The following is a 16,259-nucleotide window of genomic DNA, read 5'->3' on the forward strand; positions in this document are numbered from 1 at the left end:
CCCTGCGCCACGGCAGGGGCCGGACCGCATGTTCAGGACAGCATTTGTTCTGACATATATACGTACAGAGCTAGAGTCGAACGTACGGCATACTGAGTTCGTGGCAGAACGTTCTGAGGAGCCCGACGTGGAGTCGATCACCAGGCTGATCACCATCGACCGGAGCAGCCCGGTGCCGCTGTACTTCCAGGTCGCACAGCAGCTTCAACAGCTCATCGAATCAGGCACGTTGGCACCGGGGACGCGGCTGGAGAACGAGATCGCCCTGGCCGACCAGTTCGGGCTCTCCCGGCCGACCATGCGCCAGGCCATGCAGCATCTGGTGGACAAGGGACTGCTCGCCCGCAAGCGGGGGGTCGGCACCCAGGTCGTCAACAACCGGGTGCGCAGGCAGATCGAGCTGACCAGTCTGTTCGAGGATCTCAGACGGGACGGCCGGCGGCCGCGCACCGAGCTGCTGTCGATGCTGACCGTGCCCGCCTCCGACAGGATCGCCGCCGCCCTCAAGGTCGAACCCGGCGCCCCCACCGTGGCCCTGCGCCGACTGCGCTACGCGGACGACGAACCCATAGCCGTCATGGAGAACCACCTGCCGGCGGACCTCCTGGGCCTGACGGAGGAGGAGCTCACCGGACACGGCCTCTACGAGCTGCTCCGGCGGGCGGGGATCGCGCTGCGCACCGCGGAGCAGACCATCGGGGCACGCCGGGCCACCGCGCCGGAGGCCCGGCTGCTGGGCGAGCCCCGCGGCAGCACCCTGCTCACCATGGAGCGCACGGTCCTCGGGGACGCGGGGCGCCCGGTGGAGTTCGGCTCGCACCTGTACCGGGCGTCGCGGTACTCGTTCGAGATGACCCTGACCGCGCAGTGAACCGCGCGCCCCGGTTCCGGGCGCGCGGTTCACCGGACGTCAGCCGGAGCGCGGGGCGTTGAGCCGGGCGGCCTGGCGCATCAGGTGGTCGCGCTCCGCCAGGTCGGACGCCTTCAGGGCCGCCTCCGCGTACAGCCGCGCCGCCTTCGCGAGGTCGCCGTCGCGCTCGTGGAGGTACGCGGCCGCCGCGGTGTACCGGGGCAGCGATTCGTCCAGCAGCGCGAGCGCCGCCAGTCCGGCCCTCGGCCCGTCGGCCTGGCCCACGGCCACCGCACGGTTGAGCCGGACGACCGGGCTGTCGGTCAGGAGCGCGAGCTCGTCGTACCACTCGACGATCTGCACCCAGTCGGTCTCCTGCGCGGTGGGCGCGTCGGCGTGGAGGGCCGCGACCGCGGCCTGGGCCTGGAACTCGCCCAGCCGGTCACGGGCGAGGGCCGTCTGCAGGATCCCGACCCCCTCGGCGATCGACGTGGTGTCCCAGAGGCCGCGGTCCTGCTCGGCCAGCGGCACCAGGCTGCCGTCGGACGCGGTCCGGGCGGCGCGCCGGGCATGGTGCAGCAGCATCAGGGCGAGCAGCCCCGCCACCTCCGGGTGGTCGATCGCGGCCGCGAGCTGCCGGGTGAGCCGGATGGCCTCGGCCGCCAGGTCGATGTCGCCGGAGTACCCCTCGTTGAACACCAGGTAGAGGACGCGCAGCACGGTGGCCACATCACCGGGGCGGTCGAACCTCCCGCCGGAGACGGTGCGTTTGGCCCGGCTGATGCGCTGGGCCATGGTCGCCTCCGGCACCAGGTAGGCCTGGGCGATCTGGCGGGTGGTCAGTCCGCCGACGGCGCGCAGTGTGAGCGCGACGGCGGACGACGGTGTCAGGGACGGGTGGGCGCACAGGAAGTAGAGCTGGAGCGTGTCGTCCACCGCGGCCGCGGGTCCGGGCGCCGGCTGCTCCTCGACGAGGTCCTCGCGACGCCGGCGGGCGGCGTCCGCCCGGGAGGCGTCGAGGAACCGCCGCCAGGCGACGGTGACCAGCCAGCCCTTCGGGTCCCTCGGCCGGTCGGCCGGCCAGACCCGGACCGCCTCCGCCAGCGCGTCCTGGACGGCGTCCTCGGCCGCCGCGAAGTCGGCTCCGCGGCGGACGAGGATCCCGAGCACGCTCGGCGTGAGGCTCCGGAGCATGACGTCATCCATCGACGAGGTCACTCCGTGATGGTGGGCGGCTCGGTCAGGAACGGGCGCAGCTCCAGCCACTCGTGGATCGGGTTGCCACCCGCCCCGGGCGCGGCCGACAGTTCCCCGGCCAGCTCGACGGCGCGCTCGTAGCTGTCGACGTCGATCACCATCCAGCCGGCGATGAGGTCCTTGGTCTCCGCGAAGGGCCCGTCGGTGACCGGCGGGCGGCCCTCGCCGTCGTACCGGACGAACGTTCCCTCCGGTGCGAGGGCCTGGCCGTCGACGAACTCGCCGGTCCCCTCCAGCCGGGCCGCGAAGTCGTGCATGTACTTCATGTGGGCCGAGATCTCCTCCGGCGTCCACTGGTCCATGCGGACATCGTTGACGGCGGCCGGGGCGCCTCGGTAGTGCTTGAGAAGCAGGTACTTCGCCATGGGTTTCTCCTCGACACTGTGCGAGCCATTGTGGTCGCGTTCACTACGGGGACGGAGCCGGTTCCGGGTTCTCGACATCATCGGCGTCATCAGCCAGAAAAATTTTCCCACCCCTCGGCACCACGATCATCCTGAAGCTCATCGGCGCTTCACCATCGGCTCTTCACCGGGTTCCGCGGGACCGCCCCCGTCGCACTGTCCGGCGCCGGGCTCCGGCGCCCGCTGGTAAAATGGGCCGACGCTTGCGACATCGCCGGGGCCCGTGCCGAGGAGCACGGGCCCCGGCGCGTTACGGAGGCCCCCACCTGAGGAAGGTTCCCCCATGAACGCGAAGCCGCCCGCCTCCGGACGCCCCGGCGGCCGCACGAACCAGCACCCCGAACCGGCCCGGGGCGCGCTCGGCACGCCCTCGGCGGCGGGCGCGGGCACGGGACTGCCGCCCGCCGGATCCTTCGCGGAGCTGGGACTGCCCGAGGCACTGCTGACGGCGATGACCGGTCTCAAGGTCACCGAGCCCTTCCCCATCCAGGCGGCGACCCTGCCCGACGCGCTGGCAGGCCGGGACGTGCTGGGGCGGGCGCGGACCGGTTCGGGCAAGACGCTGGCCTTCGGGCTGGCCCTGCTGGTCCGGACCGCCGGGCGGCGCGCGGAGGCGAAGCGCCCCCTCGCCCTGGTGCTCGTCCCGACGCGGGAGCTCGCCCAGCAGGTGGGTGACGCGCTGGAGCCGTACGCACGCGTCCTCGGGCTGGGGATGACGACGGTGGTCGGCGGACTGTCGATGAACCAGCAGGCGGCCGCGCTGAAGGCGGGCACCGAGGTGGTCATCGCGACCCCGGGACGGCTCTGCGACCTGATCTCACGGCGCCACCTCCACCTGGACCGGGTGGGGATCGCCGTGCTCGACGAGGCGGACCAGATGTGCGACATGGGCTTCCTGCCGCAGGTCTCGGAGATCCTGGACCAGGTTCGCCCCGACGGCCAGCGGCTGCTCTTCTCTGCCACGCTCGACCGGAACGTCGACGAGCTGGTGGAGCGCTACCTCCACGAGCCGGTCCTCGTCTCGGTCGACCCGGCCCGCGCCTCGGTCACCACGATGGAGCACCACGTCCTCAACGTGCACGCCGCCGACAAGTACGCGGCGGCGACCGAGATCGCCGCCCGCGAGGGGCGGGTGCTGATGTTCCTGGACACCAAGGCGGGCGTGGACGCCTTCACCCGCCATCTGAAGAGCAGCGGAATCCCGGCGGCCGCCCTGCACAGCGGGAAGTCGCAGCCGCAGCGCACACACACGCTGGACCAGTTCAGGAACGGCGCCGTCACCGCCCTGGTGGCCACGAACGTGGCGGCCCGCGGCATCCACATCGACGAGCTGGACCTGGTGGTGAACGTGGACGCGCCCACGGACGCCAAGGACTACCTGCACCGCAGCGGCCGCACCGCGCGGGCCGGCCAGTCGGGCAAGGCCGTCACCCTCGTCACACCGGGCCAGCGGCGGGACGTGAGCAAGCTGATGTCCGAGGCCGGTATCCGGCCGACGGTCACTCAGGTGCGCTCAGGCGAAGCCGAGTTGACGCGCATCACCGGCGCCAAGCGGCCGCCGACGACCAAACCCGCACAGACCGGCAGGCGGCCGTTCCGAGGGATGGGGGCCCAGGCCCCGAAGGAGAGCCGCCGCGCCGCCCAGTCCCGCCAGGAGGCGGAGGCCCGCAGGGCGTCCCAGGTACGCAGGGGCCGCTGACCGCCACGAGCCCGCCCGGCCCGTCACCGATCCTGCCGGGCCGGGCCGGGTCCCGAGCGTTTCCGGAAACGAGTCAGGGCTGGTTTCGGATCGCTCCGAAAACGGCCCTGATCTGCGACTGTCTCCAGTCGGGACGACAGGATTTGAACCTGCGACCCCTTGGCCCCCAGAGTGGGGGCCAAGGGTGTTTTCAGGACTTCACAGAAAATATCCGTGCCAACGTTGTGCGTTGAAGCATGCGCCGTGCACCGCCGCGCGTAGCGCGTGGTCCCCAACTGGGCCCACTCGGCCCCCTCCCATTGTCCGGCCGAACCCCCACGCGATCGGCTCAGGAAGCTTCGAGATCTCGCCCCGGCGAGCGCCCATCGAGCGCAGACGATCGTCGGGAGAAGCACTGGTTTAGCCAACCGACACGCATCGGCAACCCACGCTCCCCGACCTCGCCGGCGCAACCGCGCCCGACCTCGCATCGATGACCGCTGCCGAGGCGGCCAGCGCCGACAGATCACCACCAGAGTCAGCACGACTGACCACCCCGTCGACAGCTTTCGGCCCCGCCGCGACCGCCGGGGCGCCCTCACCGGCGCCAGGCCCGAGCCCTTGCCGACGGGGCGCTGGCGCACGCCGGCGGGCTGCCGAAGTACCTCCAGAGGCCCCCGACCGCGCACGGCGTCGCCTTCGGCGCCATCGAGGACGAGACCGGCATGATCAACCTCGTATTCGCACCGCAACATCTGGGACCGCGACCACCGCACCCTCCTCGACACCCCCGCAGTCCTACTCACCGGCCGCATCGAACGCTCCGCCGGCACCGTCGACCTCGCCGTCCGCCGCACGGACACCCTCAGCACCGCCACGCCCACACACCGCCGCCACGTCGGACACCGATAGCTGGAAGGACACACCCGTCCGGCTCTCAGTGCCTGCTCCTAAAGGCATGGCGGGCGTTACACCGAACGTACGTTTCGCAGTCCCCCGCCTTTGAGGTGGGCGGCCGGATGCTTGTCGGCGATCGTCGCCGGGTACGAGGCGGGCGAAGCAGGCCGAGCCCGCTGGAGCGTCTACCCGCGGTAGCTGCCGGGGGTGCGGCCCATGACGCGGGTGAACGTGTCGATGAAGGCGCTGGGGGTGGCCCAGCCACACCTGTGTGCCGCCTGTGTCACGGTAGCTCCCTCACTCAGTTCGATCATCGCCTGGAAGATCCGGGCGTTGGTGCGCCACTGGGGGTAGGTTCCGCCGAACTCCGCGCGGTAGAGCCGTCCCAGCTGCCGCTCGCCCACGCCGACTCGTCCGGCCAGCCAGGTGAGGGTTCGCGGCTGGGACAGATCCTTCAGTACGAGGCGGCATGCGGCGGCCAGGCGGGGGTCGCGGGCCGTGGGAAGCTGCAGGGCGGTGATGTCGGCACGCAGCAGCCGGTCGTTGATCACACCGAGCAACCGGCCCCGCTCGGCAGGCGCGAGGCCGGGCTCGGTGCAGGCGATCAGCAGTTCGCGCAGGAGCGGGCCTACGGCGATGACCGTCGGCGTCGTGTACGGGAGCGCTGTGCGGCCGGTGGGGAACATCAGGGTGTGCACCGTCGTGTGTCCGTGGGCACTGTGTTCGTGCCAGGTGCGCGCGGGGATCCAGACCGCGCGCTGCGCACCGGCTACCCAGGCACCGTGCTCGGTGCGTACGGCCAGGATGCCGTCGCTGACGTACACCAGCTGGTGTTCTTCGTGCTGGTGTCGTGCGATGTACTCGCCGGGCAGGTGACCGTGTCGGATATACGACATCATCCGTCAGAATATCGGAAGCCGTCATCGGGGTGGGCGACCGATGGTGGATCTTGTGAGCCATCCTCCGCAGGTACCCCTTCCGCCAGCAGGTTCCGAGCCCGTGTCCTCCGCCGCCGGCGCCTCGCACGGGACGGATCCCGGCGACGCGCCTCCGCGCGGCCGTACCCGTCCCGTCGAGCGTGTCAGGACCCTGCTGTCGCGAAGCGTGGCGGACACCCGGCCACTGTCCGTAGCAGCCTTCCGGCGCACCTTCCTCGGGCAGAGCGTGTCCGTGATCGGCCTCATGGCTTCCTCGGTCGCCGTCCCCGTCGAGTTGTACGCGCTGACGCACTCCTCTGCGGTAGTAGGCGTCAGCGGACTCGTCGCGCTGCTGCCGACCGTGGTCTTCGGCCTCTACGGCGGAGCGGTCGCCGACGCGGTGGATCGCCGGAAGCTGTATCTCGGGTCGTGCTGGCTCACCTGGATCGTTTCTCTGGCCTTGATGCTGCAGAGCCTGCTCCACGTGCGGTCGCCCGCACTGATCCTCAGCCTGGTCGCTGTCCAATCCGGCGGGTTCGCCGTCTCCTCATCGGTCCGCGGCGCCATCGTGCCCCGGCTGGTACCCACAGGCCAGATCTCCGCCGCGAACGGTCTCCTCTACAGCGTCGGCAACCTCGGGCAAGTACTCGGCCCACTCCTCGCCGGAGTGCTGCTCGGCCTACCCGGTGGGTTCGCCCTTATCTACGGAGCCGACGCCATACTCTTCGCCGTCGCCCTCTACGCGGCCTTCCGTCTGCCCCACCTCCCCTCCCCCGCCGGCGGATCCGCCGGCTTTCCCGGCCTGCGCTCGGTGACGGACGGCCTGCTGTTCATCACCCGTCATCCCGTGCTGCTCATGTCTTTCCTCGTCGACGTCGCCGCCATGGTGCTGGCCGCGCCCGAAGCCCTCTTCCCTCAAGCCGCGGCCGAACGGTTCCACGGCGGTGTGGGCCCGCTGTACTCCGCGATCGCAGCCGGAGCGCTTGTCGCCGGACTCTTCGGCGGCTGGATCGGCCGTGTCCGCCGCCAAGGCGTCGCCCTGACCGCGGCCGTGATCGTGTGGGCCATGGCCATCGCCGCCGCCGGACTCACCCGCACCCTGTGGGCTGCGGTCGCCCTGTTGGCCCTCGGCGGCGCCGCGGACCTGGTCAGCGCCGTCTACCGGCAGACCATCCTCCAGTCCTACGTGCCCGACCACCTCCGCGGTCGCCTCCAGGGCGTCCACACCGTCGTCGTCGCGGGCGGGCCGAGACTTGGTGACCTGCGCGCCGGGACGATGGCCGCCGTCGTTCCTCTCACCCTCGCCTGGTCGGCCTCCGCCTTCGTCTGCGCCGCCCTCGTCCTCGCGGCCGCCCTGGCCGTACGCCCGTTCTGGCGCTACCGGGCCGAGACTGCCGACTGATTCGGCCCGTCGAACGAAGCAGAGTTCTGATCATTCGGACACCCTGTTTTCGAAGCCCTGAGGGCCTGAGCTGCTGACAGGTCGGCAGCGGTGCTGGGAGCGTCTCTGACCTGGTGTATTCCGGCGAGGGGCCGTCGGAGATCACGGCCGCCGACCTCGGCGACGAAGACGAGACGCGCACGCAGTAGGGGCCCGCAACTCAGTAACCTCGCTCTTTCCGAGCTGGCGCTGCTCCGCATCAGGAAGCCCAGCAGCAACGGCCTCCGTCCGCTGACGCCCCATGGTGTTCGGTTTTGACTCTGCTGCCGCTGCGAATCGGTGCGCGACGTAGGCCCCGCGGTCTACGTCGCCGCCACGCAGAAGTGCCGACGCCAAATCTCCAAGGATCACCACCCCAGAGTCGGGCAGTCCCTCACCGAGGCGCTCGACCGCGGAGTCTGCCCTCGCCGTCAGCTCTTGACGTCGGAGTTCGCCGTACACCGAAAGAGCCAAGGAGTCCATGCTATACGGCGCGACGAAACGGACCCACGACTGCTCGCTCGCGTGGTCGGCGAAGTCGTGAGCGAATCGCGCCTGGTCCAAGGTTCGGAGCGCACCGGCATCGTCCCTTGATTGAGCTGCCTGCGACAGCATCTCCAGCGCTTTGGCCGGGTGGCGGCACCGTAACTGGCGTAGCCCAGCGCTAAGGCGCACAGAGGGGGGTGTCCGGCCTTTTTCTCGCACTCCGAGGTCACCTCGTAGTAGGCGGCGGTCCTTTCGAGCTGCCCCAGGTCCCAGGCGACCCCACCCGGCAAGAGCTGCTGTCTCGCCTGCCGCGATGGTCAGCGCTCGCTCATACGCACCGGCGCGAGGGAGAGCCGCAGTGATCGCGTCGAGGTGCGACTCAACCCGGGCCTGCAGGCTCAGAGCGCTTTCGCTCAGCTCGTCCACGTGATGCGAAGCCGCATGGCCAATGAGGACGTCCGCGGACTGAGCGTCGATCCTGTTGCCTCTGCTGAGCGTTCAGGGCTCTTGATCGGCGTAGGCCCGGCCATCGGTGGCGGGGAAGCCGCCGATCAAGGCGATCTTGGCCACCTTCACCGACCGTGCGTCGGCGGCCGGCCAGGCCGGGGTCGATGCTGCGGAGCGCCCTACCACGAGAGGCTTTCCGGGGGCCGTGTCAACTGCGGCAAGCACTGCTGCCAGCTGGTCGTCAAGCGTTGCGGAGGCGGCGCCGTCACCCTGGCCCGGGAGAGTGAGCGGCACGGGACGGTGGCCGAGGGCGGTGAGTTCGGGCACGACGTCGTCCCATGCGGATCCGTCAAGCCACAAGCCAGCGATGAGCAGGATGTCGACAGTAGTTCTCCCGGAGAATCGTCAAGTCTGATTGCCGGCACGCTACCGGAAGGCTCTGACAACGGGCTCCGGTCAGACTGCGACCTTTGAAACCTGGGGTTGACCCAACCCGGCGAACCTCTGCGGTCACAGCACTAGTGAGGCCCGGTGCGAAGGCAGTCAAGGGATCCCAAGACCCTGCAAGTTGATCTTCCATAGGTCGAATTGAGCTGCAAGAAATCGCAAGTATGCGGGATTGAAGATAGATGTTGCGCAAACATGCGCAACAAGGTGTCCCGCTAACAATCGGTCGGGCAGTCTCTCGGGTGTCGGAGCCCCGTCGAGGGCACCGGAACTACGGAGGAGACATTCTGTGACGATCAATCTGCTGTGCAAGGACCCGGCCAGCCCCAACAACAACAGCCCGACGCTCTACTACGACGACGCGACCGACACCTTCCTTCTTCAGTCCTGGATCGTTCAGGACAAGAGCAGGCTGGAAGGGCTGAACGTGCCGGACCACGAGACCGTGGTCGAGTTCCCCAAGCGGCTCTTCGAGGTGCTTCCCGGGCGGGATGAGGCGCTGGCCATGAAGCCCGCCCCGCAGAACTGACAGCTGTCCAGTAAGGGAGTAGTCGGGTATTTACGGTGATCCGGGCAATCCGGGCGGCTCTGAGTTGGCGTCAGGCATGTGTGTCACGCGACACTGCCCTCATGTCTTCATCGTCAGATTTCGAAGCCGCCCGGATCGCGCTCGGTCAGCAATTAAAGGGGTTGCGCCGAGACAAGGGCCTGACCGCCCGTGCATTGGCCACCCTGTGCCATTGGCACGAGTCGAAGGTGAGCAGGATCGAGAACGGCAAGGCACTGCCCTCGCCGGCGGACATTCGTGCCTGGACGGTGGCCTGCGAAGCCGGGGCTCGCGCCGACGACCTGATCGCCATGGCCTCCAACATCCAACTCATGTACCAGGAATGGCGCCATCTGGAACGCGACGGCATGCGCCGCGCCCATGACCAGGTCCAGCCCCTGTGGGATGCGACGCGCACGTTCAAGGGCTACGCCCAGTGCCTCGTGCCCGGCCCGCTTCAGGTCGAGGGATACACCGCTGCCGTGCTGCGGAGCGTTCAGCGACGCCGGGGCATACCCGACGACGTTGACGATGTCCTTCGCGTCCGGTGTGAACGCCAACGGATCCTTCGGGAGAAGGGACGTAGCTTCACCATCGTGCTGGAGGAAGCCGCGCTCTACTACCGGCTTGCTGACCGGCAGATCATGACCAGCCAGTTGAGCCGCTTGTTCGTCGTCTCCGCCATGCCGACGGTGAGCCTTGGCATCATCCCCCGCTCGGCCGACCGGTCAGAGACCTGGCCGGTCGAGGACTTCTGGATCTTCGACGACCGAGAGGTCCAGGTCGAGACCGTCTCCGCGTTCATCGACATCAAACAGCGCGCACAACTCAGCCAGTACCAGGAGGCATTTGCTCGGCTGAAGCAACAGGCGGTGTTCGGTGCCGATGCCTACCCCCTGATCGCCGAGGCTCTGCAATCGATGTAGTCGTACGAAGGGCGCCGCCCCTTTGCCGTTCGTGAACGCCGGGGGTGCGGCGATTCGGAGGGGCGCGCACCCGATCAACCATCCGTGAAGTGGCAGAACATGAGGGGGCGGAGTGCATCGGCACAAGAGGGATCGCGAAGAGCAAGTGATCGAGGCGGTAGAGCTGCGACGACGAGACCGCCTCTACTCCCGACCGATCGCAGCGATCGCCGCCGGGCTGACGTGCATGGGGGTGCTCTTAACTCTGCTGTGGTTACCGCTTGGACGCGCAGCTTCCGATGCTGACCAAACAGACTCTTCGGAGCGAGAAGCGCGAATGCGTCAGCGTGCGTTCCTGGAGATGTGGCGTGAGTACCGCCCTTCCTCCGAGACACTGTTGCGTTCAGGTACCGCGGCGTACGGTGCTCGTGCCGACGTGAGGATCGGCGGAACGTCACGAGAGGGCAATCGCCTCTCCTTCATGTGCGAGGGCCCGGGGCGCGTCAGGGTCATCCAAAGATCAGCTGACGGCGCCGAGGCGCCATCGCCGGTGGCTCTTGGTGACTCCGCATTGGGTTGCGAAGGCGCCCTCGCGGTTCTGCAGCCCAGCGGCCCCGCACTGATCACCTTGGAACCTACCGACAGCCGGGCGCATCTCTTCTGGGCAGTCAGCTACAAGCGAGGTAAGCCGAAGGGAAGTTCGGGGTAGGCAACGGTGCGGTACTGGAGGGATTCATGCGATGCCCAGGCAGACCTGCCGACCGACTGCGGACGCCCGGCCGATGGGGGCGATAGCTCCACGCGCTTCGACGGCAGAGTGATCCGTCAACGACTTCGGACGGTGAGCTGCCGGTTCATCTGACGGCGGTAGGTGTCGTCGGCCGGGTCGACCACGCGCAGCAGATGCTCGGTCTTCGTGATCCGCCCGTACTCGGCGAACGCCGCCCCGAGCGGGCTCGGACGGCCGTCGCGGCCGAACATGCGCAGCAGGTCGCAGGCGCGGACCTGGTTGGTGACCAGGGAACCGGCGACCTTCAGCATGTCCGGCCAGTGCGTGATCACCTTGTTCAGGTTCACGCGGTTGCGGGCCAGGTCCTCCACCGCGCCGTAGTGCCCGGTGTCGACGCCGGGCAGGGTGGCCCGCCAGAACCGCTGGTCGTCCACGCCCGGTTCGATATCCCAGGAGTAGATGCGGCCGCGCGGTGCGCGAGTCGACTTCTTCCGCTGCCAGCCGGGAAAATGGGACTCGACCTGCCCAGCGTCCACACACGGCCGCAACGTGCAATGTCGCCCTCACCGTGGGGCGCGCGGACGGCGTGACGGGCAGTGGCCGTCGGGCCGGTAAGCGGGAGGCTAGGGGCGTTCCGTTGTGTCCAACCAGTAGGTTGCAAGCATCTCGCCTGGCCACGCCGGCTGGCGGACACAGCTTCGAGGCCCCATCTGCTCGAAGTACGGGGCCAGGTCGATGACCGGCGTGCCTTCGACGGCGTCGAGATCCGTGACGAGAAGGTCCCTTCCCTCCACCTTCAGAAGCTTTGGGTAACTGACGGCCAGTTGGTTGGGTCGCCGGTGGTTGCGGTGAACGAATGTTCCGGTCGCAGGCCACTTCGGGTTTCCTCGTGGGCTGCGCGCGTGGAGCTGGACGTCCTCGGACCGCGCCAGGTGGAAGCGCCACGTGACCGTCAGATGCGAGAACTCCTCGATTCCCTGCAGCGTTTCGAGAGGGTAGACATCATTGAGCCGGATGACCGATTCGACTCCGGCCTGGTAGTCGTCCTGAACGCGAGTGTGGCCCCCGACCACCGTGGCAATCGATTCGACCTCGTACATCGCCATCGAGGCTCTCTCCTCATCTTCAGAGTCGCACTCTCGGTAGCCGTCCCCCCAGGCGACGAGCGTGTTCCACGGTCAGCCTATGGCCCGCAGCATCTGCCTTGCTCGGCGGTCCAGTTCGGCGACATGGCGGCCGCCGCGTTGCCGAACGGGCGAGAGGTCGCTCGGCATCCGGACAATGACGTCGCGAGCGCGGCCGGACTGGACGCCGGCCGTGGCACGAGAGCCCGGTTCCAAGTGGCGCACGCCTCTTCGAGACGTCCTTGCTGTACCTGGACGGCGCCGGGGTAGCCGGGAGTCACGCTGTGGGTGCGGGCGTACTGCTGCTGGCGGCGAGTAGTGACGCTGCGCTGGAAATGGGTTTCCGCGTCGAGTGGCTGGCCCATGTCGCGCAGGACATCTGTGCCGCCACGACCTCCGGCACACCGCACTCACCTGGTTCGCCGACGCCGGGGTCCAAGTACACGTCCTCCGCAGGATCGCCGGCCACGGTTCACTGACCACCACCCAACGCTACCTTCACCCGGACGTCCACAAGATCACGGCCGCCGGGGCGGCGCTCTCGGCCCACTTCAACGTGCTACGCGCACCGCGCTCGCTGCCGAGCCCCATTGTCATGACCGCTGACCCGCTGACCCGGTCAAGGACGCCGGACCTCCAGCTGGTCCCCAAAAATGATCAGGGCCGGTTTCGGATTGCTCCGAAACCGGCCCTGATCTACGACTGTCTCCAGTCGGGACGACAGGATTTGAACCTGCGACCCCTTGACCCCCAGTGAACGAAAGACTGTCCAGGGGGGTCCGTGAGATCCAGGGAGTGCAGAAACGCCCAGGTCAGGGCCAGATTTTCCAGAGCTTTCCGCACAGTCTGTGAGACCTGTGTGAGAGCGCGTGAGACGACGAAGCCCCGGCTCGGTGGAGTTCACCGGCCGGGGCTTCGCTGTCCTCCGGGGCAGTCAGCTCCGCCCCTCATCCTCCAGGTCGTCACCACCGGGAGCAGCCTCCGAGGCTCCACCGGCTGCGGGGTCGCGGGCGGTTCTGACCTGTAGCCACCCGTCCGTACCGAACATCTCGATCAACTGCGACAGGTGTGCTCGGGCCACACTGCGGCCGGGCATCTCTCCGGTGGTCATCCGCGCCCCTCCAGGTCCGCCCACACCTGCTTGCCCCACGGCAGCGGTTCGGTACCCCAGTCCGCCGCCAGGCTCTCCACGAGCGCAAGGCCACGCCCGCTCTCGTCCTCGGGGCCCGAGTCCCGGCGCACGGGGTGTCGCGGGGAGAAGTCCACGACGGCGACGCGCACCCGATCCGCCTCGGGCCGTTCGATCGTGATCCGGATGGAGTCCCGCCGGGAGTGCTGCACAGAGTTCGCCACCAGTTCGGTGACGATCAGGGCCCCGTCCTCGGCCAGCGCCTCCAGACCCCAGGCGGACAGGGCGACGCGCACCAGTCGGCGCGCGGTGGCGGCGCTTCCGGGCTCGCGCGGCAGGGTCTCGGTGTACCCGGGGTGCCCGGTGGGGCGCGGAGAGGCAGACATGGTCACCGCACGCCCTCCCCCGGCCTGTGGCCCCGGTCCGAGACTCTCCGAGGTGGGCACGGGCGGACGACACGGCGTACGAAAGGGGTCATGGTCTCAACCGTGACGACGCCGCTCCACCGGTTCAATGACAATCTGGCGGGCCGTCAGCCCGAAGTAACAAAAGCCTAGTTCAGAGGGGCAGACCCACCAGGTCAGCAAGTTGACGCGTCTCCGTGGTGAGGGTGCGCCGACGGGCGATCGTGTCGGCCAACGTGTCCCGGGCGTAGGGCTGCTCCGCGATCCACTCCGGGGCTTCGGCTGCCACCTCCCCCAGCACTTCCAGCGCGCGGCCGTGCTGACGCGTCATGGTGTACGCCTTCGCCACATCGAGCCTGTGACGGTGGTACTCGGACCCCGTGCCGCCCTTCAGCCGGGGGGCGATCTCCAGCACCTCGTCCGGCCGGTCGGTCACGACACCCTGTTCGGCGGCCTTGTACGCCACCGTGGACGGCCCCCAGGTGGCGATCCGTACGTCGCCGTGGCGGAGCGGTCCCGTGGCGACGGCCGCCGACCGGGCGAGGCGCAGCATGTCGGCGGCCTCCCCTCCCCGGTTGTCCCGGAGGGCTGCCGCGTGTCCCTGAATCAGCAGCCACCCCCAAGCAGCGATCTCTTCGGCTGTCGCCCGGGACATGCGGGGCTCAGCGTCGTCCGCCCACTTCACCGCCATGGCGCGGGCGGCGTCGAACCGTCCCTGCCTCACCAGCAGCCACGTCCAGGTGGTGACGACGCTCGCGGCCCGCAGGCGGTCCGGGGCTTCGTCCAGGGCGCGGCGTAGCGCGGTTTCGGCGGCGGCGAACTGCCGGGCCCCGGTCAGGGTCGATCCGGCGATCTGGAGAAGCTGCGCACGGGCCGCCCGCGCGGCCGGGGCGTCTCCGAGGGCTTCGGCGTCCCGCAGCAGCGGCACCAGAAGGTCCACGGCCTCCCGCATCCGCTTGCCGAAGTGGGCTGCCCTGACGGCTTCCAGACCGTCCTGGACGCCTTGGGCCGTCGGCTCCTCCTCGGGCTGCTCGGCGGGGCGTTCCACGGCGCGCTGGAGGGCCTGCCACGGTTCGGGCGCGGGATGGGGCTCGGCGGGCGCACGCTCCACCAGCGTGGTGGTGGGCACCCGGAGGGCGGCGGCCAGCTTCCGGGCGGTCTCCATACGGGTGTCGGTCACGACGCCCTGTTCCAGCTTCGTGATCAGCGAGTGGCTGACCTTCGAGGCTCGCGCCAGTTCGCGCTGCGAGAGGCCGCGCCGCTTGCGGATCTCCCGTAGCCGGTCCCCGAGGCCGTGTTCGTCGGACATGGGCCCTCCTTCGGTGCTCCCTTCGAAGGTACCTAGGTAGCGTGGTTCTGTGGTAACCGCCGGACGCCATTGTTCACTCTGCCGCGAGAACCGCGCCGCCTCACTGGTCCACGTAGAGCGCTCGAAGGTGGGCGCTCAAGCGCTGCTGAAGTGAGTCCAGCGCCGTTCGAGCCGCCGCCGCGTTCTGGTGCGGACCTGCCCATTCCAGCGCGCTGGCAGCTAGCTCCCTGTCTTCCAGCCGCGCGATATGTGCGCGCAAGAACAGTCCGGATTGGGTTGCTGCCGCTCTGAACTCGGCACTGGGACTTTGCCCCGGAGCCAACTCATGGGCGGCCATGATGCCTTCGAGACCACGCTGTATCTCCATGATCGCTTCCCGCTGTAGGGTCACCCTTTCTGCGGCCAGGCGGATCTTCGCTTCTTCCTTGGCGAGCATCCGGTCACGTCGGAGGGTGCGGGTGTCGGACAGCTTCTGCCCAAGCAACGTGCCGAGGCTTCCCAGGACGACGCCGACCAGGGGCGCAATCGTTTTCCACCATTCCATCGCTGGATCGTAGCCAGGGCGCGCGGCTTTGTACCGTGAACCGTTTACACGCACGAAGCCGCGGCCCCTCCGGCTGCGGCCCCTGGTGTCAGGCGGCGGGGAGTTCCGGCCGCCCCTCGGCGGCCATGCCCCGCAGGAGACCGACCATCACCTCCGGCACGCGGACGCGCTGCGCGGCCGTCAACTCCAAGGCGTCCAGCGCCCGGTTCATCGCCTCGAACATGATCTTCGTCTGCACCTCGGCGATCGTCACCAGGCGCTCGTTTACACCCATGCGGGCCGCGAGGTCGCACATCTTCAGCAGCCGATCCCGCTCCTCCCCGTACAGCCGCACCCAGCCATTCACGGCCGCGCTGTACGTGGTGTCCACGCCGGGGAACTCCCCGCCTTGGCGCTCAACTTCGGAGGTCATGCCCCACACGAGGGCTTCGGCCTCGGTCTCCTGCACCCGCTCCAGCAGCCACACCACGTGGCCGGACGCCTGCCGGATGAGCCGGGAGACGACGACCGCCGGGTCATCCTGCGGGCCGTCCACGTCCCCGTAGGTGCGCAGGAACTCGGCCGTAGCCTCCCGGCGCTGCCCGGCGGCCCGCACCATCAGCACGGACTTACCGGTGGAGCCGTCGCCGTAGACCCCGTTCACGGAGCCCTCGTAGAACAGGCCCCGGTCGACGTCCGCGAGTTCCCCGACGGTCGGCCGGACCTCCCAGTCACCGGCCAGCACGGCGTCCAGGGCGTCCGCGACGGACTCCACGGCCGTGGCC

Annotated in this window: 14 protein-coding genes and 5 pseudogenes; 6 read left to right on the forward strand and 13 right to left on the reverse strand. The window is 69.1% G+C overall.

All coding sequences use genetic code 11. The features are described 5' to 3' along the window. The first annotated feature begins 127 nt into the window (after positions 1–127). The gene (locus ACZ601_RS02805) at positions 128–871 is read left to right on the forward strand and encodes a GntR family transcriptional regulator (protein ID WP_469533797.1); all 744 of its coding nucleotides are present in this window, start codon (positions 128–130) and stop codon (positions 869–871) included. A gap of 39 nt (positions 872–910) precedes the next feature. On the opposite strand, the gene ACZ601_RS02810 is transcribed toward ACZ601_RS02805, so the two are convergent. Together ACZ601_RS02810 and ACZ601_RS02815 are read right to left on the reverse strand one after the other, a co-directional pair. Next, complete coding sequence (locus ACZ601_RS02810; RefSeq protein WP_469533799.1) at positions 911–2,056, reverse strand: RNA polymerase sigma factor; 1,146 nt, start codon at positions 2,054–2,056, stop codon at positions 911–913. An 8-nt stretch (positions 2,057–2,064) separates the two neighbouring features. After that, a complete protein-coding gene (locus ACZ601_RS02815) occupies positions 2,065–2,472 on the reverse strand; it encodes a YciI family protein (protein WP_469532297.1) in 408 nt (135 codons plus the stop codon). Positions 2,473–2,794: 322 nt separating this feature from the next. Between ACZ601_RS02815 and ACZ601_RS02820 the strand changes: the two genes are divergently transcribed. Continuing rightward, positions 2,795–4,210 carry a DEAD/DEAH box helicase gene (locus ACZ601_RS02820; RefSeq protein WP_469532299.1) on the forward strand — a complete coding sequence of 472 codons (1,416 nt, stop codon included), beginning with the start codon at positions 2,795–2,797 and terminating at the stop codon, positions 4,208–4,210. 1,061 nt (positions 4,211–5,271) lie between these two features. Here the strand turns inward: ACZ601_RS02820 and ACZ601_RS02825 are convergent. Further along, positions 5,272–5,982, reverse strand: coding sequence for an AraC family transcriptional regulator (locus ACZ601_RS02825; protein ID WP_469532301.1), 711 nt, complete (start codon positions 5,980–5,982; stop codon positions 5,272–5,274). A 103-nt stretch (positions 5,983–6,085) separates the two neighbouring features. Between ACZ601_RS02825 and ACZ601_RS02830 the strand changes: the two genes are divergently transcribed. Next, the gene (locus ACZ601_RS02830) at positions 6,086–7,405 is read left to right on the forward strand and encodes an MFS transporter (RefSeq protein ID WP_469532302.1); all 1,320 of its coding nucleotides are present in this window, start codon (positions 6,086–6,088) and stop codon (positions 7,403–7,405) included. Between the two features lie 141 nt (positions 7,406–7,546). Here ACZ601_RS02830 and ACZ601_RS02835 read toward each other — a convergent pair. Together ACZ601_RS02835 and ACZ601_RS02840 are read right to left on the reverse strand one after the other, a co-directional pair. After that, positions 7,547–8,404, reverse strand: a pseudogene (locus ACZ601_RS02835) (transcriptional regulator); the annotation flags it as partial. A 15-nt stretch (positions 8,405–8,419) separates the two neighbouring features. After that, a pseudogene (locus ACZ601_RS02840) lies at positions 8,420–8,734 on the reverse strand (alpha/beta fold hydrolase); the annotation flags it as partial. 358 nt (positions 8,735–9,092) lie between these two features. Here ACZ601_RS02840 and ACZ601_RS02845 point away from each other — a divergent pair. Together ACZ601_RS02845 and ACZ601_RS02850 are read left to right on the forward strand one after the other, a co-directional pair. Beyond that, positions 9,093–9,332 carry a hypothetical protein gene (locus ACZ601_RS02845; RefSeq protein WP_469532304.1) on the forward strand — a complete coding sequence of 80 codons (240 nt, stop codon included), beginning with the start codon at positions 9,093–9,095 and terminating at the stop codon, positions 9,330–9,332. A 101-nt stretch (positions 9,333–9,433) separates the two neighbouring features. Then, complete coding sequence (locus tag ACZ601_RS02850) at positions 9,434–10,276, forward strand: helix-turn-helix domain-containing protein (RefSeq protein ID WP_469532306.1); 843 nt, start codon at positions 9,434–9,436, stop codon at positions 10,274–10,276. Between the two features lie 813 nt (positions 10,277–11,089). Here ACZ601_RS02850 and ACZ601_RS02855 read toward each other — a convergent pair. From ACZ601_RS02855 to ACZ601_RS02865, 3 genes and pseudogenes are all read right to left on the reverse strand, one after another. Beyond that, a pseudogene (locus ACZ601_RS02855) lies at positions 11,090–11,419 on the reverse strand (Tn3 family transposase); the annotation flags it as partial. 189 nt (positions 11,420–11,608) lie between these two features. Then, positions 11,609–12,091, reverse strand: coding sequence for an SAM-dependent methyltransferase (locus ACZ601_RS02860; RefSeq protein ID WP_469532307.1), 483 nt, complete (start codon positions 12,089–12,091; stop codon positions 11,609–11,611). Positions 12,092–12,163: 72 nt separating this feature from the next. Then, positions 12,164–12,483, reverse strand: a pseudogene (locus tag ACZ601_RS02865) (Tat pathway signal protein); the annotation flags it as partial. 2 nt (positions 12,484–12,485) lie between these two features. On the opposite strand from ACZ601_RS02865, the pseudogene ACZ601_RS02870 reads away from it, so the two are divergent. After that, positions 12,486–12,710 (forward strand): annotated as a pseudogene (locus ACZ601_RS02870) (tyrosine-type recombinase/integrase); the annotation flags it as partial. Positions 12,711–13,043: 333 nt separating this feature from the next. Here ACZ601_RS02870 and ACZ601_RS02875 read toward each other — a convergent pair. The 5 genes from ACZ601_RS02875 to ACZ601_RS02895 all read right to left on the reverse strand — a co-directional run bounded on the left by ACZ601_RS02875 (position 13,044) and on the right by ACZ601_RS02895 (position 16,249). Continuing rightward, positions 13,044–13,220 carry a hypothetical protein gene (locus ACZ601_RS02875; protein ID WP_469532309.1) on the reverse strand — a complete coding sequence of 59 codons (177 nt, stop codon included), beginning with the start codon at positions 13,218–13,220 and terminating at the stop codon, positions 13,044–13,046. Then, entirely contained in the window at positions 13,217–13,624 is a 408-nt protein-coding gene (locus ACZ601_RS02880; protein WP_469532311.1) for an ATP-binding protein, read from the reverse strand. The genes ACZ601_RS02875 and ACZ601_RS02880 overlap by 4 nt, the downstream gene beginning before the upstream one ends. Positions 13,625–13,796: 172 nt before the next feature. After that, positions 13,797–14,951: a helix-turn-helix domain-containing protein gene (locus ACZ601_RS02885; protein WP_469532313.1), complete on the reverse strand. Its 1,155-nt coding sequence runs from the start codon at positions 14,949–14,951 to the stop codon at positions 13,797–13,799. Between the two features lie 100 nt (positions 14,952–15,051). Next, on the reverse strand, positions 15,052–15,495 hold the full coding sequence (locus ACZ601_RS02890) for a hypothetical protein (RefSeq protein ID WP_469532314.1): 444 nt from the start codon (positions 15,493–15,495) through the stop codon (positions 15,052–15,054). An 88-nt stretch (positions 15,496–15,583) separates the two neighbouring features. Next, the gene (locus ACZ601_RS02895) at positions 15,584–16,249 is read right to left on the reverse strand and encodes a hypothetical protein (RefSeq protein WP_469532316.1); all 666 of its coding nucleotides are present in this window, start codon (positions 16,247–16,249) and stop codon (positions 15,584–15,586) included. Positions 16,250–16,259 lie beyond the last annotated feature (10 nt).

It is taken from the genome of Streptomyces sp. NPDC104307, assembly GCF_055584045.1.